20 protein-coding genes are annotated in these 23,613 nt (G+C 61.4%); 10 read left to right on the top strand and 10 right to left on the bottom strand.

What is annotated here, in order from left to right; all coding sequences use genetic code 11:
* Positions 1–75 precede the first annotated feature (75 nt).
* The 3 genes from AB8A27_RS20210 to rocF all read right to left on the bottom strand — a co-directional run bounded on the left by AB8A27_RS20210 (position 76) and on the right by rocF (position 3,103).
* Positions 76–1,662, bottom strand: coding sequence for an alpha-amylase family glycosyl hydrolase (locus AB8A27_RS20210; protein ID WP_441243457.1), 1,587 nt, complete (start codon positions 1,660–1,662; stop codon positions 76–78).
* 87 nt (positions 1,663–1,749) lie between these two features.
* Entirely contained in the window at positions 1,750–2,022 is a 273-nt protein-coding gene (locus AB8A27_RS20215) for a hypothetical protein (protein ID WP_092145582.1), read from the bottom strand.
* Between the two features lie 112 nt (positions 2,023–2,134).
* A complete protein-coding gene (rocF, locus tag AB8A27_RS20220; protein WP_441243458.1) occupies positions 2,135–3,103 on the bottom strand; it encodes an arginase in 969 nt (322 codons plus the stop codon).
* 124 nt (positions 3,104–3,227) lie between these two features.
* Here rocF and glgX point away from each other — a divergent pair, with 124 nt between their 5' ends.
* Together glgX and AB8A27_RS20230 are read left to right on the top strand one after the other, a co-directional pair.
* Positions 3,228–5,345, top strand: a complete 2,118-nt coding sequence (glgX, locus tag AB8A27_RS20225; RefSeq protein WP_441243459.1) for a glycogen debranching protein GlgX — start codon at positions 3,228–3,230, stop codon at positions 5,343–5,345.
* Positions 5,346–5,488: 143 nt separating this feature from the next.
* Complete coding sequence (locus AB8A27_RS20230) at positions 5,489–6,337, top strand: transglutaminase-like domain-containing protein (RefSeq protein WP_441243460.1); 849 nt, start codon at positions 5,489–5,491, stop codon at positions 6,335–6,337.
* Between the two features lie 62 nt (positions 6,338–6,399).
* Here the strand turns inward: AB8A27_RS20230 and AB8A27_RS20235 are convergent, their stop codons facing one another.
* Complete coding sequence (locus AB8A27_RS20235; protein ID WP_441243461.1) at positions 6,400–7,923, bottom strand: permease; 1,524 nt, start codon at positions 7,921–7,923, stop codon at positions 6,400–6,402.
* Positions 7,920–8,672, bottom strand: coding sequence for an ABC transporter ATP-binding protein (locus AB8A27_RS20240; RefSeq protein WP_441243462.1), 753 nt, complete (start codon positions 8,670–8,672; stop codon positions 7,920–7,922). Before AB8A27_RS20240 ends, AB8A27_RS20235 begins: the two co-directional genes overlap by 4 nt.
* Before the next feature lie 261 nt (positions 8,673–8,933).
* Between AB8A27_RS20240 and AB8A27_RS20245 the strand changes: the two genes are divergently transcribed.
* From AB8A27_RS20245 to AB8A27_RS20260, 4 genes are all read left to right on the top strand, one after another.
* Positions 8,934–9,629 carry a Crp/Fnr family transcriptional regulator gene (locus tag AB8A27_RS20245; RefSeq protein ID WP_441243463.1) on the top strand — a complete coding sequence of 232 codons (696 nt, stop codon included), beginning with the start codon at positions 8,934–8,936 and terminating at the stop codon, positions 9,627–9,629.
* 65 nt (positions 9,630–9,694) lie between these two features.
* Entirely contained in the window at positions 9,695–10,093 is a 399-nt protein-coding gene (locus tag AB8A27_RS20250) for a response regulator (RefSeq protein WP_441243464.1), read from the top strand.
* Positions 10,094–10,287: 194 nt separating this feature from the next.
* Complete coding sequence (locus AB8A27_RS20255) at positions 10,288–12,249, top strand: methyl-accepting chemotaxis protein (RefSeq protein ID WP_441243465.1); 1,962 nt, start codon at positions 10,288–10,290, stop codon at positions 12,247–12,249.
* 217 nt (positions 12,250–12,466) lie between these two features.
* The gene (locus tag AB8A27_RS20260) at positions 12,467–14,551 is read left to right on the top strand and encodes an ATP-dependent helicase (RefSeq protein WP_441243466.1); all 2,085 of its coding nucleotides are present in this window, start codon (positions 12,467–12,469) and stop codon (positions 14,549–14,551) included.
* Here AB8A27_RS20260 and AB8A27_RS20265 read toward each other — a convergent pair.
* Positions 14,548–15,459, bottom strand: coding sequence for a LysR substrate-binding domain-containing protein (locus AB8A27_RS20265; RefSeq protein WP_441243467.1), 912 nt, complete (start codon positions 15,457–15,459; stop codon positions 14,548–14,550). The two genes, AB8A27_RS20260 and AB8A27_RS20265, sit on opposite strands and share 4 nt — an antisense overlap.
* A 128-nt stretch (positions 15,460–15,587) precedes the next feature.
* On the opposite strand from AB8A27_RS20265, the gene AB8A27_RS20270 reads away from it, so the two are divergent.
* Both AB8A27_RS20270 and AB8A27_RS20275 read left to right on the top strand, forming a co-directional pair.
* Entirely contained in the window at positions 15,588–16,529 is a 942-nt protein-coding gene (locus tag AB8A27_RS20270) for a ring-cleaving dioxygenase (RefSeq protein WP_441243468.1), read from the top strand.
* Entirely contained in the window at positions 16,526–17,173 is a 648-nt protein-coding gene (locus AB8A27_RS20275; RefSeq protein WP_441243469.1) for an alpha/beta hydrolase, read from the top strand. The genes AB8A27_RS20270 and AB8A27_RS20275 overlap by 4 nt, the downstream gene beginning before the upstream one ends.
* A gap of 135 nt (positions 17,174–17,308) precedes the next feature.
* On the opposite strand, the gene AB8A27_RS20280 is transcribed toward AB8A27_RS20275, so the two are convergent.
* The 3 genes from AB8A27_RS20280 to AB8A27_RS20290 all read right to left on the bottom strand — a co-directional run bounded on the left by AB8A27_RS20280 (position 17,309) and on the right by AB8A27_RS20290 (position 20,691).
* Entirely contained in the window at positions 17,309–19,006 is a 1,698-nt protein-coding gene (locus AB8A27_RS20280) for a thiamine pyrophosphate-binding protein (protein WP_441243470.1), read from the bottom strand.
* Between the two features lie 208 nt (positions 19,007–19,214).
* The gene (locus tag AB8A27_RS20285; RefSeq protein ID WP_441243471.1) at positions 19,215–19,538 is read right to left on the bottom strand and encodes a hypothetical protein; all 324 of its coding nucleotides are present in this window, start codon (positions 19,536–19,538) and stop codon (positions 19,215–19,217) included.
* A 142-nt stretch (positions 19,539–19,680) separates the two neighbouring features.
* Positions 19,681–20,691, bottom strand: coding sequence for a class 1 fructose-bisphosphatase (locus AB8A27_RS20290; protein ID WP_441243472.1), 1,011 nt, complete (start codon positions 20,689–20,691; stop codon positions 19,681–19,683).
* Between the two features lie 155 nt (positions 20,692–20,846).
* On the opposite strand from AB8A27_RS20290, the gene AB8A27_RS20295 reads away from it, so the two are divergent.
* Positions 20,847–21,821: a LysR family transcriptional regulator gene (locus AB8A27_RS20295; protein WP_441243473.1), complete on the top strand. Its 975-nt coding sequence runs from the start codon at positions 20,847–20,849 to the stop codon at positions 21,819–21,821.
* 99 nt (positions 21,822–21,920) lie between these two features.
* Entirely contained in the window at positions 21,921–22,598 is a 678-nt protein-coding gene (locus tag AB8A27_RS20300) for a heme oxygenase (biliverdin-producing) (RefSeq protein WP_441243474.1), read from the top strand.
* A 6-nt stretch (positions 22,599–22,604) separates the two neighbouring features.
* On the opposite strand, the gene hemF is transcribed toward AB8A27_RS20300, so the two are convergent.
* Positions 22,605–23,498 (bottom strand): oxygen-dependent coproporphyrinogen oxidase, encoded by an 894-nt coding sequence (hemF, locus tag AB8A27_RS20305; protein WP_441244968.1) that lies wholly within the window; start codon positions 23,496–23,498, stop codon positions 22,605–22,607.
* Positions 23,499–23,613: the final 115 nt, after the last annotated feature.

The raw sequence follows: 23,613 nt of genomic DNA on the forward strand, positions 1-23,613 counted from the left end.
GCCATTCACTAATACTCTTGTCATGCCCGGGCTCGCGCTGCCCGGCCGTGATGGTGGTGATATTGAAGTAGCTACTCACCGCAGCCTAACGATCACGCCTTCGTTGCCTGATAGTTCCAGCGCGCCCGAAACATTCTCGCCATGGCGCTCCAGTCCTGTCGCCAGCAATATCTCTCCGCCCCCCACATGCAATGACGCAGGCTCACCGCTGAGGTTGAGGGCGACCAAAACCATCTGTCCGTCATAGGAGCGCCGATAAGCCAGCACATCGCCCGCAGCGTCCACAGGCTCATAGCTGCCGAACACCAGTTCAGGCATGCGCTTGCGCAGATCGATCAGCCTTACATAAAGGCTGAGGATCGAATGCGGATCGGCCGCGAGCGCAGCCGCATTCTGATGGTGATAGTCCGTGTCCAGCGGCAGCCAGGGCTCGCCCGTCGTGAAACCCGCATGCTCGGTCGCCCCCCATTGCATCGGCGTGCGGCAGCCGTCGCGGCCAACACCGATCCCGGGCACGTTCTTTTCGAATGGATCCTGAACCTGATCCGGTGCAATGGGCACCTGCTTCATGCCGATCTCGTCGCCATAATACAGCGTCGGCGTACCGCGCAGCGTCAGCAATAACATCGCAGCGACGCGCGCCTGGGCTGTGCCAACCCGGCTGGCGACGCGCGGCCGGTCGTGATTGCCGAGCACCCAGTTCGGCCACGCGCCGAGCGGCAGTGCGGCTTCGTAGCGCGCGATCAATTCGCCGATGGCAAAGGCATTCCATGGCGCGGAGAGCAGTGCAAAATTGAACGGCAGATGCGCGCCCGACAGGTCATTGCCGTAATAGGCGACCAGCCGGTCGACCGGGAGATAGACCTCGCCGATCAACACGCGATCATCAAATTCGTCCACAACCTGGCGCATCTCGGCGACGACATCCTGCGTCTCCGGGCGATCGGTGGAGTAGAGCTGGATCAACGTCTCATGGGGCGGCCTGCCCGCAACGTAATTGGGATTGATTGGATTATCGCGAAACTGATCGTCCTTGATCAGATGCCAGATCACGTCGACGCGAAAGCCATCGACACCCCGTCGCATCCAGAACCGCATCACCTCATAGATGGCGTCGCGAACAGCGGGATTGCGCCAGTTCAGGTCGGGCTGCTTGTCGAGAAAGGCATGATAGTAATATTGCCCTGTGGCCTCGTCATATTGCCAGGAGCTGCCGCCAAACTCCGACATCCAGTTGGTCGGCGCGCTGCCGTCCGGCTTCGGATCGTGCCAGATATACCAATCGCGTTTGGGATTATCGCGCGACGATCGACTCTCGACAAACCACGGATGCTGATCCGAGGTGTGGTTCGGCACCAGATCGAGAATGATCTTCAAACCATGACCGTGAGCCGCGGCCACCAGCGCGTCGAAATCTGCCGGTGTGCCGAAGATCGGATCGACGCCGATATAGTCTGATATGTCATAGCCGAAGTCTGCCATCGGGGACGGGAAGATCGGCGACAGCCAGATCGCGTCGATGCCGAGCCGCCGCAGATAAGGAAGCCGGCCGACAATGCCCGCGAGATCGCCGATGCCATCTCCATTGGAGTCCTGAAACGACCGCGGATAGATCTGATAAATGGTGCCGGCCTGCCACCAGACTGTCGCTGCAGTTGCCATGGTCCTGTCACCTAATGTTCTGAGGTTTCCATCACGCACTAAAAAGCGGCCCTTCCGAGGAAGGGCCGCCTTTCGGTCGACGCAATGTTAGTAGCGTTCGATGACAGTACGACGTTCGACACCGCCATCGTAGTAGCCACGGTCACGATCGCGGCTGCGCTTGATAATCACGGTCTCGTTGCGGTCGCGGCGATCGCGGTAGTAGCCGCGATCATAGTCATCCCGATAACGGTCTCGGCCGACGGCGCCGACCGTCACGCCGCCCGGACCGACGGCGACGCCGACGTCCTGAGCCTTGGCTGGAATTGCGCTGCCGATGCCCGCCGCAGCAACGGCGATGATGGCAAGATGCTTAATCATGACGTGCTCCTCAGTATGTAAACGATGAGGTAGCAATCCCGCGCTTGAGGGTTAGTTCCGAGAACATGACAAAACGGAGCCCGGAACCAATCGAGGTTTTGCCGACCGTGAACTAGCCGGGCGGTATAATTGCGTTGCTGGGCATCGGCCGATCCGTGATCTGCTGGCCGAACAGGCTGCCGACCAGCTCGACCATCACCCGTGCCGTTCGCCCGCGCTCGTCCAGAAACGGATTGAGCTCGACGACATCCAGCGAACACATCAGCCCGGAATCGTGCAGCAGCTCCATGATGAGGTGTGCTTCGCGATAGGTCGCGCCACCGGGCACCATGGTGCCAACGCCGGGCGCTGCCGCGGGATCAAGGAAGTCCACATCGAAGGACACATGCAGCACGCCGTTGCGGGCCTTGACCCGCTCGATGACGCGGCGAATCAGAACGCCGACACCGAACTCGTCGATCTGCCGCATGTCTGCGATGGCGACCTTGCGTGCATGCACCAGCTCTTTCTCGAGCTTGTCGATGGAGCGGATGCCGAACAGATCGAGATTGTCAGGCTTGATCGAGGCCCGAGGCTCCGCACCGAGCAGGCCGTCGAGACCGGCCTCGCCGCACAGAAAGGCCGCGGACATGCCGTGCATGTTGCCGGTAATGGTCGTGTGCGGAGTGTTGTAATCCGCATGGGCATCGAGCCACAGCACAAACAATTCCCGCCCCTGCTCGTGCCAGTGCCGCGCCACGCCATTGACCGATCCCATGGACAGGCTGTGATCACCGCCCACGAAGATCGGCAGCGCGCCCGATTTGGCAAGCGTGTAGGCGCGCGCACTCAGCGCCTGGATCCAGCTCTGGATCACGCGGTAATGCTTGGCATTCTCCGGCGGTGTATCAATCGACAGAGGCACAGACGGTGGCATGAGGTCACCGTGGTCTTCCACCTCGAAGCCAAGCTCTTCCAGCAGCGGCCCCAAGCCTGCCGTCCGCATCGCCGCCGGCCCCATCAAAGTCCCGCGCTGCGAGGCCCCGACTTCGACCGGCGCGCCTAGCAATGCGATGCGTTTGTGATGGGAGACGTCGGTCATAAGCAAAACTCCGGGCTAGCGACCCTCGCAGGCCAAGATATATTCCAAAAGCACCTGATTGCATTGCAACGGAAATGCGGCGGCGCAGTTATCCCGCGCATTCATACCAGACAGTGGGGCAATCGTGACAAACAGAGTGATCGAAGAAGGTCTTCCCTATCCCTTTGGCGCGCATTGGGACGGAAAGGGCACCAACTTCGCACTCTTCTCCGCCAACGCCACCAAGGTCGAGATCTGCCTGTTCGAGGGCGGCACGGAAACGCGAATCGAGCTACCGGAATATACTGACGAAGTCTTTCACGGCTACATCCCGGATGTTGGCCCCGGCACGTTCTACGGTTACCGCGTCCACGGCCCGTATGAGCCCGACAAGGGCCACCGCTTCAATCCGAACAAGCTGCTGCTCGATCCCTATGCCCGTGCTCATGCCGGTCAGCTCGAATGGAATCCGGCTGTGTTCGGCTACAAGATGGAAACTGGCGACGACACCACTTTCGACGAACGCGACTCGGCGCCCTTCATGCCGAAATGCGTGATCGTCGATCGCGATTTCGACTGGGCCGGTGAAGCCGGCCGGCAGCCCGTGCCATGGGACCAGACCATCATCTATGAGACCCACGTCAAGGGCTTCACCAGGCTTCATCCCGACGTGCCCGAAAAGCTCCGCGGGACCTATGCAGGATTCGGCAGCAAGCCGGTTGTTGATTATCTCTGCGGACTCGGCATCACCTCTGTCGAGCTTCTGCCGATCCATACCTTCATCAACGACGACTATCTGCTCAACAAGAAGCTGGTGAATTACTGGGGTTACAATTCCATCGGCTTCTTTGCGCCCGATCCCCGTTACGCCTCGGACGTGCCGAACTCGCTGCGTGAGTTCAAGGAGATGGTGTCAGCGCTGCATGCCGGCGGCCTCGAGGTGATCCTCGATGTTGTCTATAATCACACCGCCGAAGGCAATGAGCTTGGCCCGACCCTGTCCTTCAAGGGTATCGACAATGCCAGCTATTACCGGCTGATGCCGGACAAGCCGCGCTATTACATCAATGACACCGGCACCGGAAACACGGTGAACCTGTCCAATGCCCGCGTCATCCAGATGGTGGCGGACAGCCTGCGCTACTGGGTGCGGGAGATGCATATCGACGGCTTCCGCTTCGATCTTGGCACCATTCTCGCGCGCGAAGTCTACGGCTTCACCGAACAGAGCGGCTTCCTGAAAGCCGTCGATCAGGATCCTTTGCTGACGACGGTCAAGCTGATCGCCGAACCATGGGACATCGGCCCCGGCGGTTATCAGGTCGGCGGCTTCCCGCCTGGTTGGGCGGAATGGAACGACAAGTTCCGCGATACCACGCGTAATTTCTGGCGCGGCAAAGCACCGGTCTCGGCACTGGCCCCGCGTCTCGTTGCCTCCGGTGACATGTTCAACCATCAGGGCCGCCGCGCCTGGGCCAGCATCAATTTTGTCACCGCTCATGACGGCTTCACGCTGAACGATTGGGCGAGCTACAATGAGAAACACAACGAGGCCAATGGCGAGAACAACAAGGACGGCTCCTCCAACAACGCCTCATGGAATTGCGGCGTCGAAGGGCCGACTGACGACAAGGCCATCATCGCGCTACGCGAGCGCCAGAAGCGCAATATGCTGGCGACGCTACTGTTCTCCCAGGGCACACCGATGCTGCTCGGCGGCGACGAATTCGGCCGCACCCAGAACGGCAACAACAACGCCTATTGCCAGGACAGCGAGGTATCCTGGTTCAACTGGAGCCTGACACCTGAGGGCAAGGATCTTCTCGCTTTCACCAAACGGCTCATCAAGGTGCTCGGCGACTGCTCGGTCCTGCGTCGCAGCCGCTTCCTCACTGGTGAGCACGACCCTGATCTCGACGTTCGCGACGTGACATGGATCAACGCCAATGGCGGCCCGATGCAGGATGCGCATTGGAAAGACGGCAACATGAAATGCTTTGGCATGTTGCTGGACGGACGCGCGCAGAAGACCGGCATCCACAAGCCGGCCGACGATGAGACCATGCTGATCATCCTCAACAGCTTCGACGGATTGGTAGACTTCACCATGCCAGAAGCCACGGGCGGAACCGGATGGGAACTGCTGGTGGATACCAATATTCCCGACGCCGACCTTCCCGATGCCAATGAAGAGGACTTCCCGTTCGGCCACATTTACCAGGTCACAGGCCGGTCACTTCTTTTATTATCATTGAAGAAATAGCTTTTGGCGCATCGGGGTCAGCGCGGCCTCGCTGCCCACATTTTCTGCACATTCCTGTCACTGAACCTCGGAACGATGTTTGGTGACTACACTTGTCTGGCAGCGCCTCATTTCTGATTTGCCGAACTAGTGGAGACCCAAAAGTGCAGATTCGCGCGGGCTACGACATCGCTTTCCAGTGCACACAGGAAACGCCCATGATCCTGATGCTCAGCATTCATCCTTCGCGGGCGAAAGATTTGCAGAGCGCGCATCGCATCCAGTTCTCTCACGACGTGCAGGCGCATGACTATCTCGACATGTTCGGCAATACCTGCACGCGCATCGTCGCGCCGCCCGGATTGATCGAGATCAAGAACGACTTTCTTATCTCCGATAGCGGGCTGCCGGATGCGGCTCCGCCGTCCGGACCGCTGCAGACGATCGGGGAACTGCCTGACGACGTCATGGTCTTCCTGCTCGGCAGCCGCTACTGCGATACGCAGAAACTATCCGATCTGGCATGGTCGCTGTTTGGCCATATCGAGGATGGCGCAGCGCGCGTCCAGGCCATTGTCGATTACACGCATCAGCGCATCGAGTTCGGCTATCACCATGCTCGTAACGATCGTACGGCCTTTGAAGGTCATGAAGAGCGTATCGGCGTGTGCCGCGACTTCGCGCATCTGGCCGTCACGCTGTGCCGCTGCATGAACATTCCAGCGCGGTATTGCACCGGTTATCTCGGCGATATCGGCGTGCCCAAGGATCCCGCGCCGATGGATTTCAGCGCCTGGTTCGAAGTCTACCTCGGAGACAAGTGGTACACGTTCGATGCACGCCACAATCACGCGCGTATCGGCCGTATCGTGATGGCTCGCGGTCGCGACGCAGCTGACGTAGCGATCTCCACCAATTTCGGCCCGGTGACGCTAGCGCGGTTTACGGTGGTCACGGACGAGGTTTTTAGCGAAGCCACCCCTACTCTCGCGCTGATGTCGATGGTGGCCTAATTGTTGTTTCGATGCAGTTGTTAACTACAAAGCCCTCCGTGTCCGCGGGTGGCTTTGTCGTTTCAGGTCCTGACTGGACTGATCTTCCACGTCAGCGCCATCAACCCCGCGGTGATGGCGCCAGCGATCACGGAGGCAATCGGCAGCACCAGCGCCAGTGCCGCAGTCGCGGCCCAGCCGATCGACGAGAAGGCTTCAGCAAAGGTTGCGATACGAGATGACGTCTGACGTCGCCTGAACTGGCTGCGCCGTGCCTGCACTCTGAACCAGAGCTGGATGGCCGTCGCCGAGGCGGCCGCCACGGCAGCCGCTAATCCCGTCACCGCAGCCAGCGGCAGCGAAACGAGCGCCAGGCCTGCGACCATTGGCATGAACACGACGGCGATGATCACCAGCACGACTTCGACCTTGGCCGTGATGATCGTGTTTGTCGGAAGCGGTGCGGTCGTGACCAGATCCGCAGCGTCTTCGCCGGAAATTGTCAGCCACGCCAGGCCGCCGGCAAGCTGTCCCGCGGCCATCACGATCACGGGCGCCAGCACGATAAAGGCGCCGGCTCCCTCGCCGAAGCTGCGCCACAGCATCAAGGCCGGCGGCAGCAGATACAGCAATTGCATCAGGGTTTGCGAGACCAGCCATGGATCGCGCCACAACAGGATAAACTCCTTGCGCCGCAAGGCCCTACGCCGGGATCCCGTCCGGAAAGGTCTTGCGATCTTCTTGCGACGAGCTTGCGTCGAAGGTGCGGCACTGGCCACGTAATTGCTGAATCGTGGCGAGAAAATCGCCATCGTCAGTCCGAGTAGGATCAACCCGCCCGCAAGCAGCGGCACCAGCGCCTGCACATCACCAAGCATCGCACGCGCGGGCCACCACACGATGCTGTCCGCCGCCGGCGCAAAGACTGCTGCGGCATCGGAGGTCAACACAGCAAAACGCGACAACGTGCCGTAAGACAGGATCGCCGCCACCTGTAACGCGATGACGAAACCCGCGCCGGTCACAGCTGAAATAATCTGCGCGACCAGCCGTGTCTTCGCAGGACCGCAGAGCTGAAACAGTCCGATCGTGATGGCGATGGCGCATGCCGATGCGGAAAGGCCCATTGTGATGACGACGGCATAGGCGGAGAACCAGCGCGCGCCGCCGCCGATCACCAGTACGTTGACGAAAGGCGTCGCCAGCAACATCGCCATCACGGTCACCGTCAACGCGATGGCTGCGATGCGAACGGAGAACAGGTTGGTGAGCGGCGCGGGTGACGACATGATGAGATCGAGGTCAGCGCGGGCGTAGAATACGCGGGTGACGGACTCGATCGCCTGCGACAAAACGAGTGCCCAGGCGAGAAAGATACTTGCAGTGATGACAATGGCCGTCGATCGATCGAGTGGCGTCTGTACATCCGCGAAACGGCCGACCACCGCATAGGCCGGCAGATGCAGAAAGATCAAGAAGACAATCAGCAGAAGTAAAACGCTGCGCGAACGCCGGCGGCGGCCCGCCGTGAGCATGCCCAGCATTTCGCGCCATGCCAGCCGGACTTCATGGCCGGCAAACCACATCACGCTGGCGGATGGCGTCATGCGGCAACCGGTGCGCTGTCCACCAGCGCCACGAACATGTCTTCGAGGCTGGTGTCGCCTTGCCCGTTCTGCTGACGCAATTCGGCAAGCGTCCCTTCGGCTATCAGCCTGCCCGCGGCGATCACGCCGATCCGGTCGGCCATCCGCTCGGCGACTTCAAGAATATGCGTGGTCATGATCACGGTGCAGCCGGAGCGCACGCGATCCTGCAGCAGGCCCTTGACGTGACGCGCCGACACGGCATCGAGCCCGGTCAAAGGTTCGTCGAGAATGATCAGCCGGGGCTCATGCACCAGCGCACCAGCCAGCGCCACTTTCTGACGCATTCCCTTGGAGAAGCCTTCGCATCGCTCGTGCAGATGCGGCCCGAGGCTGAGCGACGTCAGCAGATCATGCGACCGGCGTTCCGCTGCCTGAGCATCGCAGCCCCATAGACCGGCCACGAATTCGAGATATTCGAGCGGCGTCAGCTTGTCATAGATCATCGGCTCGTCGGATACCCAGGCCATGATCTGCTTTGCTGCCACCGGATCGGCCAGCGCATCGATGCCAAGCACCGATACCGATCCTGCATCGGGACGCAGCAATCCCGCGACCATGCGCAACGTCGTCGTCTTGCCGGCTCCGTTGGCGCCCAGCAGCGCATAGAACTCGCCGGCACGCACCGTGAGATCGAGTCCATCGACAGCAGGCCGATCGAAACGTTTCGTTAACCCTCGCAATTGAAGAGCAGCGTGTGTTGTGGTCATGACAGACGATCTGCGCGTTGAGTTGCGCAGCAACATGGATGGAAGTTGTTTCAAGGCAGTGAATCCGATGACGTAACTACGTCGCCTCATGCGCCTGGTGGTATCTATGTGCATATCGGGATTGATGACCCCATCAATCCCCGGTCTATGTCTGTGCATGTGTGTTCTCTTATGTCGGCAATTTAACTGGACCGGACGGGAACAATACAACCCTGAATAGACTTGCTCTAACCGGAAGAGATCGGTGTCCGGAGATTCGTGATGACACGGCTAGCTGCCTTGAAGGTTCCTGCTGTAGCCGAGTTCGATGCGCCGTATTTTCTGACCTCTCCCGGCATCGGAAAGGTTACGACCGACTACAAGAAGAACCAGAACATCTTCTGTCAGGGTGAGGTGGCAGATTCTGTTGGCTACATCCTGAACGGACGTATCAAACTGACGGTCCTGTCCGAACAAGGCAAGGAAGCCGTTGTTGGCCTGCTCGAACCCGGGCAGTTCCTCGGCGAAGGTTGCCTGAATGGTCATCCGCTGCGCACCGTCACAACGACCGCGATGGAAGACTGCACAATCGTCACCATCAGCAGATCGGTGATGACCGCCCATCTGCGCGATGAGCCAGCCTTTGCAGAGTTCTTCGTCGCCTATCTTCTGTCGCGCAACAATCGGATCGAAGAAGATCTGATCGATCAGTTGTTCAATTCAAGCGAGAAGCGCCTGGCGCGCCTGTTGCTGATCCTCGCTCACTATGGTGAGGAAGGCGCCAGCCACCCCATCGATATCGACATCAGTCAGGAAACGCTGGCGGAGATGATCGGCACAACGCGGTCGCGCGTCAGCTTCTTCATGAACAAGTTTCGCAAGCTCGGCTTCGTCAGCTATGACGGACATATTCAGGTCCACAGTTCGCTGCTCGACGCGGTGTTGAACGAGAAGCCGCATTTACAACGTGGCGTGTAACGGTGCGTGCGTAACCAGATAACCATGCTCCGCGCTCGCGCGGCAGCATCCGGGGGGACCGGCAGATGGCAAGCATCCTGATTGTCGACGATGACAAGGTTGTTCAGATCTTCACCAAATTGATGCTCGAGCGCGAGGGCCACAGCGTCACCTGTGCGAGCGACGGCCCGCGTGCGCGCCACATCTTCCGCAACGCGGATTTTGATCTGCTCATCATTGATATCTTCATGATGGACGCGCTTGAGACAATAAAGCTGGCACATCAGTATCGTCCGGAGATCCCGATCATCGGCATGTCAGGTCGCGCGGCTTCACCGGCGGGCGTGCCTGCGCCCGATTTTCTCGCGATGTCCACCAAACTCGGCGCGGTCTGCCGCCTCCAGAAGCCGCTCAAATCAGCGGTTCTTCTCGCACATGTGGACCAGTGCCTTGCGCCGGGGAATGGCTCGTTCCGACTCCACTAGTATCGTCGCACATTCGATCACGACCGATCGGGACCATCACCCAAAACCAAATCTGCTGCGGCATAATGGGATCACAATACCATGATACCTGCACATCAGAGGTAGTTAAGGGCTCCTTCACTCGGCTTCCCTATTTTTACGCGTAATTTTAGTGCCGCAGCAAGATTGCCTGCCGCGGCCCAAGGAGCCTATCGATGCAAGTACTCAATTCCATTTCAGCACGTATGATTGTCGCCATCACGCTCGTCGCAGCCGGATCGTGCGGCGCACTTGCAGCATTCAGCATGTGGCAGCAGCAGGCGATCATCGATACTGCCCTCAATCGTGAGGCGCATGACGACTATGCCAATCTCACGGCCGCGCTGAACGCGGAGACCCGCACGCTGCTCGCGGTTGCCGAGTCGATCGCGTCGTCACAGCCGATCAAGGACGCCATCAAGGCGAACGATCGTGCCAGCGCGCTCGCGAATCTGAAAGAGGCCCATCAGCGTATCAAGCCACGCGGCCTCGAACTGATCACGATTCAAACACCACCCGCCATCAGCTTCGCCCGCATCCATAATCCTGGCACCTTCGGAGATAACGTCTCCGAGCGCCGCAAGATGGTGGTGCAGGCGATGACCAGCAAGAAGCCGGTCGGCGGCATCGAGCCCGGCCGAGACGCGCTCAATGTCTTCGGCGTGGCTCCGGCGATGGATGCTGAGACCATTCTAGGCACCATCGATGTCGGCGCTCCGTTCGGCAAGACTTTCGTCGAAAGCATGAAGTCGCGCTTTGGTGTCGATGTCGGCATCCACCAGATCGACGGCCAGGCCAGCAAGACGCTGGCGTCCACCCTGAGGTCGGCTGCTCCGGGTGTCGATACGCTGCGTCGCGCGCTCGCCGGTGAAGTCGTGACCCAATATGGCGAACTCGACAACAAACCTGTCGCCACTACCTTCGGCGCCATCAAGAGCTTTTCGGGCGACAATATTGCCGTCTTCGAGATCACCCGTGATACCAGCGGATATCACAGCCTGATGCGATCCTCGCTGAATTGGCTGGCCATCATTTCTGCCTGCGTGCTGCTGCTCGCCGGCGCCATCGCAACCTGGATGGGTCGTTCGATGGCGAAGCCGATCCGCGCACTCGAAACTGCCATGCGCACGATCGCCGGCGGCAACCACACGATTGCCGTGCCGGGCGCCGGCCGCAAGGATGAGATCGGCTCGATGGCCGGTGCCGTCGAGATCTTCAAGACCGGCCTCATTGAGACCGAACAGTTGCGCGCGGCGCAGGAAGAACAGCGCGAGCGCGCCCAGAACGATCGCCGCGACACCATGAGTGCGCTCGCTTCGCGCTTCGAAAGCGGCGTGGGTACCGTAGTCAACGCCGTTGGTTCGGCTGCCGGCCAACTCCGCAACACCGCCCAATCGATGGCGGCTACCGCCGAGGAATCGACCCGGCAGACCGCAGCCGTCGCGGCAGCTTCCGAGGAGGCCACGCAGAGCGCACAGGCAGTCGCCGCGGCCATCGAAGAACTCAATGCCTCGATCAGCGAGATCGCACAGCAGGTCAACGAATCGGCGCGCGTCGCCGGCGACGCGGTGTCGCAGGCCAATGTCACCAATGGCGAAGTGCAGAGCCTTGCAGAGGCCGCGCAGAAGATTGGCGACGTGGTCAAGCTGATCAGCGAGATCGCTGCGCAGACCAATCTGCTGGCGCTCAATGCCACCATCGAAGCGGCCCGCGCGGGCGAAGCCGGCCGCGGCTTCGCGGTCGTCGCTTCCGAAGTGAAGGCGCTGGCCACACAGACGTCGAAGGCGACGGATGAAATCTCCGCACAGGTCGGGGCAATCCAGAGCGCCACAAAGCTCTCGGTGGATTCGATCCAGAGCATTACGTCGACCATCGGCCGCGTCAGCGAGATCGCAAGCACCATTGCCGCCGCCGTCGAGGAACAGGGCGCAGCCACGCTCGAAATCGCCCGCAACGTCGCCGAAGCCGCCCGCGGTACCGGCGAGGTCTCGCAGAACATCGCCGGCGTCAACGACGCCGCCCGCGAGACCGGCCTCGCCGCATCGCGCGTGGTGGAATCGGCTGGCGACCTGTCACGCAACGGCGAAGACCTGCGCACGCAGGTGGATGCGTTCCTCCGCGAAGTGCGGGCGGCGTAGGCGCTTGCAACATACTCAAGTGTCGTCCCCGCGTAGGCGGGGACCCATTACCTCCAACGTCGTAAGGGAAGCAGACCTCTCAGCCGGCGCATCACCGAAACTCGGTGTGTATGGATCCCCGCTTTCGCGGGGATGACAACCGAAAGGTTGGGGCCGCTCTTCCATTGCGAACAAAGCGGGAATCAGCGAGCGTGATTCGTCACCTCGGATACATCCCGTGCTCGCCCAAGCCTCCTATCTCGACACCCTTAATCCAGAACAGCGCCGTGCTGTCGAGCATGGCGTGTTCCCGCACGGGAACAACAGCGCTTCTTCTGCACCGCCATTGCTGGTCATCGCCGGCGCCGGTTCCGGCAAGACCAACACCCTCGCACACCGCGTCGCGCATCTGATCGTCAACGGCGCCGATCCGCGCCGCATTCTGCTGATGACTTTCTCGCGGCGCGCCGCTAGCGAGATGAGCCGCCGCGTCGAGCGTATCGCGCGCAAGGTGATGGGCGACAATGCCGGCGTCATGACCGACGCGCTGGCCTGGGCCGGTACTTTTCACGGCATTGGCGCGCGGCTGCTGCGTGACTATGCCGAACAGATTGGCCTCGATCCCGCTTTCACCATTCACGACCGCGAGGATTCCGCTGACCTGATGAATCTGGTCCGGCACGAACTCGGCTTCTCCAAGACCGAGACCCGGTTTCCAACCAAGGGCACTTGCCTGGCGATCTATTCGCGCTGCGTGAATTCCGAGACCGAACTCGATCAGGTGCTCGGCACATCTTATCCGTGGTGCGCGGCATGGTCGGCCGAGCTGCGCGAATTGTTCGCCGGCTATGTGGAGGCCAAGCAGAAGCAGAACGTGCTCGACTACGACGACCTGCTCTTGTACTGGGCGCAGATGGCGAGCGAGCCACTGCTGGCCGACGATATCGGCCGCCGTTTCGATCACGTGCTGGTCGACGAATATCAGGACACAAATCGCCTGCAGTCGGCAATCCTGCTGGCGCTGAAGCCGAAGGGTCACGGGCTCACCGTCGTCGGCGACGATGCGCAGTCGATCTATTCGTTCCGCGCCGCCACCGTGCGCAACATTCTCGACTTCCCCAGGCAGTTCAGCCCATCAGCAGAGATCATCACGCTCGACCGCAACTATCGCTCAACGCAGCCGATCCTGGCGGCGGCCAATGGTGTGATCGATCTCGCCCGCGAGCGCTTTACCAAGAATCTCTGGACCGACCGCGCCTCCTCCGCCAGGCCGCAACTCGTGACCGTCAGGGACGAGACCGATCAGGCTCGTGCCATCGTAGCTCGTGTGCTCGACAATCGCGAAGGCGGCACGAAGCTGAAAGAGCAGGCCGTGCTGTTCCGCACCTCGTCGCATAGCGGCTCGCTCGAAGTGGAGCTGACGCGGCGGAACATCCCGTTCGTGAAATTCGGCGGGCTGAAGTTTCTCGATGCTGCGCATGTGAAGGACATGCTGGCGCTGCTGCGCTTCGTCGAGAACCCGCGCGACCGCGTCGCCGGTTTCCGGCTGATGCAATTGCTGCCCGGTGTGGGGCCGGCTTCCGCACAGCGCGCGCTGGATCACATGATCGCAGCGCCGGATCCGATCGACGCGCTTGCTCATGCGCCGGCTCCGCCGCGCGCGGCGACCGACTGGCGCAGCTTTGTCGAGGTTATTAGCGAGATCAAGTCAGGCCGCGCCGGCTGGCCAGTCGAGCTGGAACTGGCGCGGCGCTGGTATGAGCCTCATCTCGATCGCATTCACGAAGATTCCCTGACGCGCCGCGCCGATCTGATTCAGCTCGAAGCGATCGCATCGGGTTATTCGTCGCGGGAACGCTTTCTCACCGAACTCACGCTGGATCCGCCGGACGCCACCAGCGATCAGTCGGGCGTGCCGCTGCTCGACGAGGACTACCTGATCCTCTCGACCATTCACTCCGCCAAGGGGCAGGAATGGAAATCGGTCTATGTGCTCAATGTCGTCGATGGCTGCATGCCTTCGGATCTGGGCGCCGGGACATCCGCGGAGATCGAGGAAGAGCGCCGGTTGCTCTATGTCGCGATGACGCGGGCCAAGGACGATCTGCATCTGATGGTGCCGCAGCGCTTCTTCACCCACGGCCAGCATGCGCAAGGTGACCGCCATGTCTATGCGTCGCGCACGCGCTTCATTCCCGAAGCACTGCTCCACCTGTTCGAACGCACGACCTGGCCACAGGTAGCGGCGACCGATCCGACACGTGCAGCGGCGCAGGGTGTGCGCATGGACATCAATTCGCGCATGCGCGCGATCTGGCGCTAGAGCTGCTTGTCCCACTCCGGCACGCCGGCAAACCGCGCCACCAGGAAATCGATGAACAGTCGCACCTTCACAGCTAGGTGCCGCGTGGGCGGATAGATCGCATAGAGCGTCAGTGGCGGCGCCTTGTAGGTGGTGAGCACACTGCGGAGCGCGCCTGTGCGCAATGCATCGCCAGCGATAAAGGTCGGCAGCAGCGCGACGCCCCTGCTCTTGATCGCGGCATCGCGCAGCACTTCGGCATTGTTGACGCAGAGGGTCCAGCTCGGCTGGATCCAGTGATCCTCGCCGTCCTTGCCCGTCAACTTCCACTGATTGCCAGTGAGCAGGAAGCCGTAGGTCAGCAACGCGTGGCTGCGCAGGTCCTCAGGCAATTTCGGCGTGCCATGCTGCGTGAAGTAATCAGGCGATCCGCAGACGACGCGATCGATGGCGACGATTTTTCGCGCGATGAGACTTGAAGACTCCAGATCCGCGATGCGCAGTGTGACGTCGAAGCCCCCCTGCATCGGGTCGACCTGATCGTCGGACAATACGAGCTGAATTTGCAGCTCCGGGCACTGCGCCATGAAATCGGCAATGGCAGGCCCGAGTTGCAGCGTGCCGAATGACATCGGCGCATTGACGCGCAGCAATCCGCGCGGCGTCGACTGCGCTTGCGCCACCGCCTGATCGGCGGCATCGAGATCGGCCAGAATACTGAGCGCCCGTTCGAAATAGGCCTGACCGCTCTCGGTCGCGCTGGCATGGCGCGTGGTGCGGTTGAGAAGCTGGACGCCGAGGTCCTGTTCGAGCTCGCCGACATATTTGGAGATCGCCGAACGCGACAGCCGCAGCTGCCGCCCGGCCTCGGAGAAACTGCCGAGTTCGACGACTTTGACGAAGGCACGCAGGCTGCTGAGCTTGTCCATGAAGCATTCCCGATTGTATCCAAACCATAGACAGTCATGTCACAAATGGCCAGATTGTCTTTAATCGGGGATCGACCAATTATCCCGGCAACGGAAGACGAAACGCCTTCCCAACCAGGAGACAGACCATGTCAGGCATCCACCATGTGACCGCCATCGCCGGTAACGCCTTGCGGAATTTTGACTTTTACACCCGTGCGCTGGGCATGCGCTTCGTCAAGAAGACTGTCAATTTCGACGATCCGGGCACCTATCACTTCTATTACGGCGACGAGACAGGCAAGCCGGGCACGATCCTGACCTTCTTCCCGTGGGAACATGCGGCTCCCGGCCGCGGCGGTGTGGGCCAGACCCAGCAGACCTCGTTCCGGGTCCCTGCCCGCTCCCTTGGCTATTGGACGCATCGCTTCATCGAGAAGGGTATCGCGCATGAGGCGCTCGAAAAGCGCTTCGGCGAAGCGGTGCTGCCCTTCACCGATCCGGACGGCATGAGCCTCGCTCTGGTCGGCGTTGCCGGCGCGGAAGACGAGCCCGGCTGGAGCAATGGCGATGTGCCGGCGGAGCATGCGATCCGCGGCTTTCATGGCGTGACGCTGCTGCTAGAGAAGGCCGAGAAGACCAGCGCGATCCTCACCGACGTGTTCGGCTTCAAGGAGACCGCCCGCGAAGGGTCGATCATCCGGCTGCAGGCTGACAGCGTCGAGGGCGGCATTGTCGACATCTACGAAGCCGGTGGCTTCCTGCCGGGACGTCAGGGCCGCGGCTCGGTGCATCACGTCGCCTTCCGCGCTGTCGACGACGCCGATCAGCAGGTCATGGCCAACAAGCTGGTGAAGAACCATGGCCAGCAGCCGACGGACCAGAAGGACCGCAACTACTTCCGCTCGGTCTACTTCCGCGAACCCGGCGGCGTGCTGTTCGAGATCGCCACCGACATCCCCGGCTTTGCCGTGGATGAGCCCGTCGAATCCCTCGGCGAGCATCTGAAACTGCCCGCGTTCCTGGAGAAGCATCGCGGCGAGATCGAGCGCGTGTTGCCGTCGCTCGATACCGAAAAGGTGACGTCATGAGTAACGACCTGTCCCACATCCATCGCTTCGCGCCGGGCAACCGGCGCGAGGCAACACCCCTCCTGCTGCTGCACGGCACCGGCGGCGACGAGAGCGATCTGCTGCCGCTCGGCGAGGCGATTGCGCCGGGTGCAACGCTGCTGTCGCCACGCGGCCAGGTGCTGGAGCACGGCATGCCGCGTTTCTTTCGCCGGCTCGCCGAAGGCGTGTTCGACGAGGACGACGTGCGGCGTCGCGCCAACGAGCTCGCGGACTTCGTCACCGAAGCACGCAAGCGCTACGGCATCGCCGCACCGATTGCGCTCGGCTATTCCAACGGCGCCAACATTGCTGCCGCGATGATGCTGTTGCGGCCCGAGGTGCTGGCTGGCGGCATACTGTTGCGGGCGATGGTCCCTCTACGTGAACCACCGGTGGCAGATCTCGCTGGCAAGCTGGTGCTGATCGTGTCGGGTCAATCCGATCCGATCATCCCGCCGAGCAATTCGCAGCGGCTCGCGGTGATGCTGACCAAGGCTGGTGCGGATGTGCAGCATCGCACGCTACCGGTCGGGCATCAGTTGTCACAGGCTGATCTGACCATTGCGAAGGATTGGCTGGGGAATGTTGAGGTGGCGAGACAGCCAAGGACCGTAGCGGTTTAACTTTTCATCACCCCATACGCTCCATCATGCCCGGGCTTGTCCCGGGCATCCACGTTTTCGTTCACGCATAACAAGGCGTGGGTGGCCGGGACAAGCCCGGCCACGACGTGGGGAGAGGTCTGCGCAGGAAACTCGTTAGAGGTTCGCGCCGCTGAACATCTCGCTGTACCAATCAGCGATCAGTTTCGGATTGATCCGGCCATCGACGATGAACACGCCCTGCGCGCCATCGGCGACCCAGGTCTTCACGGCATCGAGATCGGCGAGCGTTCGCACCACGACGCCATCGGCGCCATAGCCGCGCGCGATGGCGGCGAAGTCGGTCACCGGAAATTGCGCCATGCCGGCATTGTAGCCTTCCGGGCCGAAATGATGCACCTCGGCGCTGTAAGCGCTGTCGTTATAGATGAAGATGCAGATGCGCTTCTTCAGTCGCACCGCGGTTTCCAGCTCCGCAATCGACATCAGGAAGCCGCCATCACCGACCGCGAGCACGGTCAGCCGCTCAGGCTGCGTGACCGCCGCACCGATCGCCCCGGCGAGACCGAGGCCGATGGATTGGAAGGCGATGGGGATACACCAGCCTCTGTGATCGGGCGCGGAAATATAGCGCGTGACCCAGCCGACGAAATGCCCGCCATCGACAACGACGGTGCGATCCTTCGGCAGGATATCGTCCATCGCCTTGCTCAGCGTGCGCGGGTCGATGTGTTCGGCAGTGCTTGTATCGTCATAGGCCAGATTATGGTTGCCCCTGGCAGTCATCACCGCGGCAACCTCTGGCGTGCGCCATCCGGCCTCGCTAGGCGGCGTCTTATCAAACGCCTGCAACACGGCAGTAGCCACAGCGGAAGCGTCGCCTTCAAGTTCAAGATCGACCGGACGGTGCACGCCGATGCGTCCCTTCTCGACATCGATCTGCACAAGCTGAGCATAGTCCGAGATCAACTTGCCTTTCTTCGTGGTCCACATGTTCAGCGACATGCCGAAAGCAAGGATCATGTCACTCTGCGCGATCAGCTCGGCTGTTGCCTTCGATGAAAAACCCCCGGCCACGCCGAGATTCCATGGATGGCCCGAAAACATCCCATGCGCCTGCAACGACGTCGCCAGCAGCGCACCGAGTTTGTCGGCCAATTGAACAAGCAATGGCTTCGCATCGGCCACCACCGCGCCATGACCCGCCAGGATTAGCGGACGTTTCGATGTCCGGATCGTCGCAACGAGTTCGTCCAGCTTCGCCGGGTTGATCGTGACCCGCGGCATGATAGGCAGATGCTTCTTGCCCATCGTCGCCGCGACCTGCATTTCCTGCACATTGATCGGCAGGCTGAGCACGACCGGCTTGCGCTCGCGCAACGCTACTGAAGCAGCCTTCCAGGTGTCGGCGTAAGCAGTCTGTGCATCGGCGATCTGCCGCCACTCGCCGCCGACGGCGTGAACGAGTTCGGACTGATTGAAGGCAAATGCCGACTGCTTGTCACCGAGCACCACGTCGCCTGCGAGAACGAGCAGTGGCGTATCGCTCTTGGCGGCTTCGCCGATGCCGGTGATCGCATTGGTCAGACCCGGTCCGGCTGTCACGCTGACGATGGTCAGGTCGCGCGTCAGACGCGCCGCCACATCAGCCATGCTCACGGCACCGCCCTCGTGACGTGCGGCAACGAATTCGACGCCGAATTCGGTGAGGCCGAGCGTGACCTTGAAATTTGCGCCACCGACCAGACCGAAGCAGCGCTTGGCGCCGATATCGGCGATCGCCCGTGCGACTTCGCGCCAGACGGTCGAGTTGGCCGGGGGGTGGTCGAGAACTACAGCGGAAAAGGATGTCATGAGGTCACTTTGCACCGATCGCGATCTCCTCGACATTCAAGGATCGGGCCAAAGTAGTTTAGGTCTAAAGGAATTGCCATATGTCGATCGCGCTGGCCCAATCACATGATCGGGAGAGCGGAACAGACGCAGAATTGCCATCTGCAGTGATCCGCAGTGGCCCATTCCGCGCAAATTGAGCCTGATTTCAGGGCAGATTGGCCGGCGGTTACGCCCGGCCCGCAATCACCATACTGTGCAGATCGTCGGCCATCTTGGGCGCAGCGGCGTCTTCGAGCGTCGACCGCAGGGCTTCGATATCGGCATCCGGAACCGGGCGCCATCCGCAGGGGCACTGGCCATCCCGATGGGCGGCGGCGACTTCGCGATAGGTCGAGCCAATTGCGGCAGCCAGAAGACGCATCACCACATCGGGCGCCAGACGCGAACTGTCGAGCACGCGGCAGAACGTCGTCATGATGGCATGGTTGAGATAGGTCTGTGCCGAATTCTCGTCGGTGATATCGGAGACCTTGATCTGCTGCGGAAGCATGCGCGTATCCTTTGCGACCCCTCCGATTGTCTAGGCCGCGGTCACGTCATGCTCAACCCGTTTCGGACAGGCCGCGCTTAGAAGCCCTCAAGCCTGTCATGTTTTGAATCAGTCAAAACAGGATGTGTAGTAGGCGAATTTTCTATTCGGCTGCAGCTTGCGCCTGCCCCACGCCGGCATCGAGATGCATGGCTTCGATACGTCTCACCTTGCTGATCGAGCCCATGATCAGCGGCACACGCTGATGGATGGCAGTTGGCGCAATATCGAGAATACGGGCACGGCCCGTGGTCGCGCCGCCGCCGGCCTGCTCGACGATGAAGGCCATGGGATGCGCTTCATAGACGAGACGCAGCCGGCCATCGGCATAGCCCTTGCGCGCATCCGACGGATAGAGAAACACACCGCCGCGGATCAGGATGCGATAGGCCTCAGCGACCAGGGCTGCGATCCAGCGCATGTTGAAATTCTTGCCGCGCGGGCCTTCGGCGCCTGCGAGACACTCTTCGACAAAGTCACGCACCGGCGCTTCCCAGTGACGATGGTTGGACGCATTGATTGCATATTCCGAACACTCGGCGGGGATCTGCACGCGCGCCCGAATGCGCTTGTAGCTTCGCGTGGCGCGGTCGAGCGTGAAGATATCGACACCGTCGCCGAGCGTGAGCACCAGCGATGTCTGCGGACCGTAGACCACGAAGCCGGCAGCAATCTGTGCACTGCCTTTTTGTGTGAACGGCACAGCGCCCTTCACCGATGGCATGATCGAGAAGATCGTACCGACAGTCATGTTGGTTTCGATGTTCGACGAGCCATCGAGCGGGTCATAGGCAATGTCGAGCAACCCGCCGCGATCACTGATATCCGCCGTCTCGGCTTCCTCGGAGGCCAGCGCGGACCAGGACACCGGCTTCAGCGCGGCGCGAACGATCTCGTCGGCGCGGACATCGAGATCCTTCTGCACGTCGCCATCGGCATTCTGCGCGCCCTGCGCTTCACCGGTAATTCCGGCCAGCGCACCGCGGCCGATCAGGTCGGAGATGTCGATGGAGGCCTTGGCAAAGGCATCGACCGCAGCAGCCACGGCCAGCCGCAGCGGGTCCTGTCCGGCATAGTCAGCCGTGTGTCGGGACAGGGGCATGTGGTCGGTCATCGCAATCTCCGCAAAATACTGGGCTCCTTCTGGCACATGGCCGCGTCCAGAGTGCCCGGGAATGGCAGATATGGCCCAGTTTGCCCACAGATATTGACCTCCAGGGCCAAATAAAGGAATTTTTGGAAAGGTCAGACGGGGAAAGTTTTTCTTATATGACGAAGCGTTTCCGCGACATCTCGATCCGCCAGCTGCGCGCGCTGACCGCAGTTGCCGCCAGCGGCAGCATTACGGCAGCTGCAACCAAGCTGCGCCTGACACAGCCGGCTGTCACCCTGCAACTGCGCAACCTGCAAGGGCTCGCCGGCCTGCCGCTCATCCAGCGCACCGGCGATGGGATGGTCCTGACCGATGCCGGCCGCGAGGTGCTGGCGCTGTCGGAACGGATCGAAGCCGCGATGGCGGCCTGCGCGACATCGCTGGACATGATGGCCGGCAAGACCGGCGGGCGCATCTCCATCGGCGCCGTCAGTACCGCGAAATACTTCGTGCCCTTCGCCATCTCGGCCTTCGCGAAGCTCCATCCCAAGATCGAGATATTGCTGACGGTCGGTAATCGCGAGGAGACCATCGCAGGTCTGCGCAGTTACGATCTCGATATCGCGATCATGGGCCGGCCGCCGGCCGGGATCGACATGGATGTGAACCTGATCGGTGATCATCCGCATGTGATCATCGCGCCGAGCGACCATCGCCTCGCGGGCAAGGCGCGCCTCACCATGAGCGATCTCGCAGGCGAGACTTTCCTGACGCGAGAGCCCGGCTCGGGCACGCGCGGATTGATGGAGCAATTGTTCGAGAACGCCGATCTGCGCGCCACGATCGGCATGGAGATGGACAGCAACGAGACCATCAAACAGGCCGTGATGGCCGGGCTCGGCATCGCTTTCATCTCCGCGCATACGGTGGCCACCGAACTGGAGCAGCGGCGACTGGTGATGCTGGATGTGACCGGCCTGCCGATCATCCGGCAATGGTTCGTGCTCAACCGCAAGGACAAGGTGCTGCTCCCGCCGGCGCAGGCGATGCGCGCATTCCTCGCCGCACAGGGCGCACAGTTCCTGCCTGCGACGGAAGCCGGTAAATCTGCGCCGGCGCGCCGCAAGTCCCGTGGCCGCGCGCTGCTATAGCGACACACCTGGCCTCACCTTGTGGCGTTCGGCGAGGGTGATATGATGTCGTCAGCCCGAGCGCCAACACACCCCCATTACCAATTATCGGAGAATTCAATGCCTGCTGTCTCGGCAGATAGCACTGCGCCCGTCAGCGTCGTGACCGCCCTTTATCTCGGCACCAAGGTGCTTCACACCGAAGCCGAGCGCTCCGGCATCATCAACGACATGTTGCGCGGTGACGTCAGCCGCAAGGGCTATGTCCTACTGCAACGAAATCTGCTGGCGGCCTATCAGGCGCTGGAAGCCGGGCTCGAGAGTCATCGCGACACGCCTGTGCTCGCCGCACTCGCCCAATATCGGCTCGATCGCGCATCCGCGATGGAAGCCGATCTCAATGTGCTGTGCGATGGCGACTTCTCGGCTGTGCCGATGCTGCCTGCCGGCGAAGCCTATGCCAAGCGCATCGCGGATGCCGCGAAGGGCGACGGTGAATTGCTGATTGCCCATGCCTATACGCGCTATCTCGGCGATCTCTCCGGCGGCCAGATTCTCAAGCGCCTGCTCGCCAAGAAGCCCGGCCTCGCGCCGGAGGAATTGTCGTTCTACGATTTCCCGGCCTATGCCGATTTGGCCGCGTTGAAGTCGGATTATCGCAACGCGCTCGATGAAGCCGGCAAGCTCGCCAAGAATCCGCAAGCGATCATCGATGAAGGTTCGGTGGCATTCCAGCTCAACACCGACCTGTCATGGGCCGTGCAGGCCGCGCTCGAACAGGCGCCGAGCGCAGCCTGATCGACCTTACTTCCAGCTGACCAGCGGCGGCATCGAGCTTAAGATGTTCTCGACGTTGCCGCCGGTCTGCAGGCCGAACATCGTGCCCTTGTCGTAAAGCAGATTGAACTCGACATAGAGCCCGCGCGTCTCGAGCTGCTGCGCACGCTCTTCCTCGGTCCAGGCTTCCTGCATCCGCGCGCGCACGATGCGCGGATAGACATCGAGGAAGGCCGAGCCGACATCGCGTGTGAAGGCAAAATCCTTCTCGAAATCGCCGGTGTTGAGCTGATCGTAAAAGATGCCGCCGACGCCGCGCGCCACGCCGCGATGCGGCAGGAAGAAGTAATCATCGGCCCAGGCCTTGAACTTCTTGTAGTAAGCCGAGTCATGCGCATCGCAGGCGCCGCGCATCGCGTCGTGAAACGTGATCGTATCCGGCGCGTCGGCCTTGCGCTGCTCGGGCAGCATCGGCGTGAGATCTGCGCCGCCGCCGAACCAGCCGACGGCCGTCGACAGGAACCGCGTGTTCATATGCACAGTCGGCACGCGCGGACTGCGCGGATGCATGATCAGGCTGACGCTGCTGGAGACGTAATCGAGCTGCGATCCGCCGCCGGGCATTTGCCGCGCCATCTCCGGAGAAAGTTTGCCGTTTGCGCTTGAGGTGTGGATACCGATCTTCTCGAACAGACGGCCGCCCGAGAGGAAGCCGCCGACACCGCCGCCAGTGCCTGTCGCGCGGGTCCACGGCTTGTAGGTGAAGGTGGCCGGCGTGCCCGGAAACAGCGCTTGCGGCGCTTCGCGCTCCAGCGCCTCGACCTCGGCGCAGATCCGGTCACGGAGGGATTCGAACCAGACCTTTGCTCGCGCGCGTTGCTGGTCTGCTGATGTCGTGGGCTGTGAGGTCATGATGTTCATGTCAGTCATACAGGGTCTTGTAGCCTGCCAACGCCTTGAGATGTATCAAAAACGAACGCGCCGCAGGCCGGTTTTCGAAGCCCTGCGCGCCTCGCCAAGAGCGAAGCGGCAGTGT

This window comes from Tardiphaga sp. 768_D3_N2_1, assembly GCF_052076105.1.
In the GTDB taxonomy this organism is placed as follows: domain Bacteria; phylum Pseudomonadota; class Alphaproteobacteria; order Rhizobiales; family Xanthobacteraceae; genus Tardiphaga.

Coding starts and splice junctions, on each gene's coding strand:
- AB8A27_RS20290 (WP_441243472.1), bottom strand. CDS start 20,691: ATGACCGACCACATGCCCCTGTCCCGACACACGGCTGACTATGCCGGA.
- AB8A27_RS20275 (WP_441243469.1), top strand. CDS start 16,526: ATGAGTAACGACCTGTCCCACATCCATCGCTTCGCGCCGGGCAACCGG.
- AB8A27_RS20235 (WP_441243461.1), bottom strand. CDS start 7,923: ATGACGCCATCCGCCAGCGTGATGTGGTTTGCCGGCCATGAAGTCCGG.
- AB8A27_RS20265 (WP_441243467.1), bottom strand. CDS start 15,459: ATGGACAAGCTCAGCAGCCTGCGTGCCTTCGTCAAAGTCGTCGAACTC.
- AB8A27_RS20240 (WP_441243462.1), bottom strand. CDS start 8,672: ATGACCACAACACACGCTGCTCTTCAATTGCGAGGGTTAACGAAACGT.
- rocF (WP_441243458.1), bottom strand. CDS start 3,103: ATGACCGACGTCTCCCATCACAAACGCATCGCATTGCTAGGCGCGCCG.
- AB8A27_RS20245 (WP_441243463.1), top strand. CDS start 8,934: ATGACACGGCTAGCTGCCTTGAAGGTTCCTGCTGTAGCCGAGTTCGAT.
- AB8A27_RS20250 (WP_441243464.1), top strand. CDS start 9,695: ATGGCAAGCATCCTGATTGTCGACGATGACAAGGTTGTTCAGATCTTC.
- AB8A27_RS20280 (WP_441243470.1), bottom strand. CDS start 19,006: ATGACATCCTTTTCCGCTGTAGTTCTCGACCACCCCCCGGCCAACTCG.
- AB8A27_RS20255 (WP_441243465.1), top strand. CDS start 10,288: ATGCAAGTACTCAATTCCATTTCAGCACGTATGATTGTCGCCATCACG.
- AB8A27_RS20285 (WP_441243471.1), bottom strand. CDS start 19,538: ATGCTTCCGCAGCAGATCAAGGTCTCCGATATCACCGACGAGAATTCG.
- AB8A27_RS20210 (WP_441243457.1), bottom strand. CDS start 1,662: ATGGCAACTGCAGCGACAGTCTGGTGGCAGGCCGGCACCATTTATCAG.
- AB8A27_RS20215 (WP_092145582.1), bottom strand. CDS start 2,022: ATGATTAAGCATCTTGCCATCATCGCCGTTGCTGCGGCGGGCATCGGC.
- hemF (WP_441244968.1), bottom strand. CDS start 23,498: ATGAACATCATGACCTCACAGCCCACGACATCAGCAGACCAGCAACGC.
- AB8A27_RS20300 (WP_441243474.1), top strand. CDS start 21,921: ATGCCTGCTGTCTCGGCAGATAGCACTGCGCCCGTCAGCGTCGTGACC.
- AB8A27_RS20270 (WP_441243468.1), top strand. CDS start 15,588: ATGTCAGGCATCCACCATGTGACCGCCATCGCCGGTAACGCCTTGCGG.
- AB8A27_RS20295 (WP_441243473.1), top strand. CDS start 20,847: ATGACGAAGCGTTTCCGCGACATCTCGATCCGCCAGCTGCGCGCGCTG.